We start from the raw sequence: 293 nt of genomic DNA, 5'->3' as shown, positions 1-293 counted from the left end.
CAGAGATCGGAAGCGCTCTCCGGGCCACGGGAAACAACGAGGACATGATCCGCGCCCTGGGAGTCAATGTGAAGCGGATGAAGCTTCTGGGACTGATGCTAAGCAACGGCCTGGTGGGGCTTTCCGGAGCCCTGGTGTGCCAGCACCAGAAATATGCGGATATCAACATGGGCCGCGGCGCCATCGTCATCGGCCTGGCTGCCATTGTCATCGGCGAGGTGCTCATGGGACGGCTCATTAACTTTGCCTGCAAGCTGAGCTCCGTGGTGGTGGGCGCTGTGATCTACTTCCTG

The 293-nt window shown here is 60.1% G+C and carries 1 pseudogene; it reads left to right on the top strand.

The features are described 5' to 3' along the window. Positions 1-293: pseudogene (locus NE591_RS15070) on the top strand (ABC transporter permease); the annotation flags it as partial.

It is taken from the genome of Adlercreutzia sp. DFI.6.23 (assembly GCF_024462535.1).
GTDB lineage: Bacteria > Actinomycetota > Coriobacteriia > Coriobacteriales > Eggerthellaceae > Adlercreutzia > Adlercreutzia rubneri.
The sequence above is the reverse complement of the archived record's forward strand: the minus strand, read 5'-3'. Positions and strand labels throughout refer to the sequence as shown.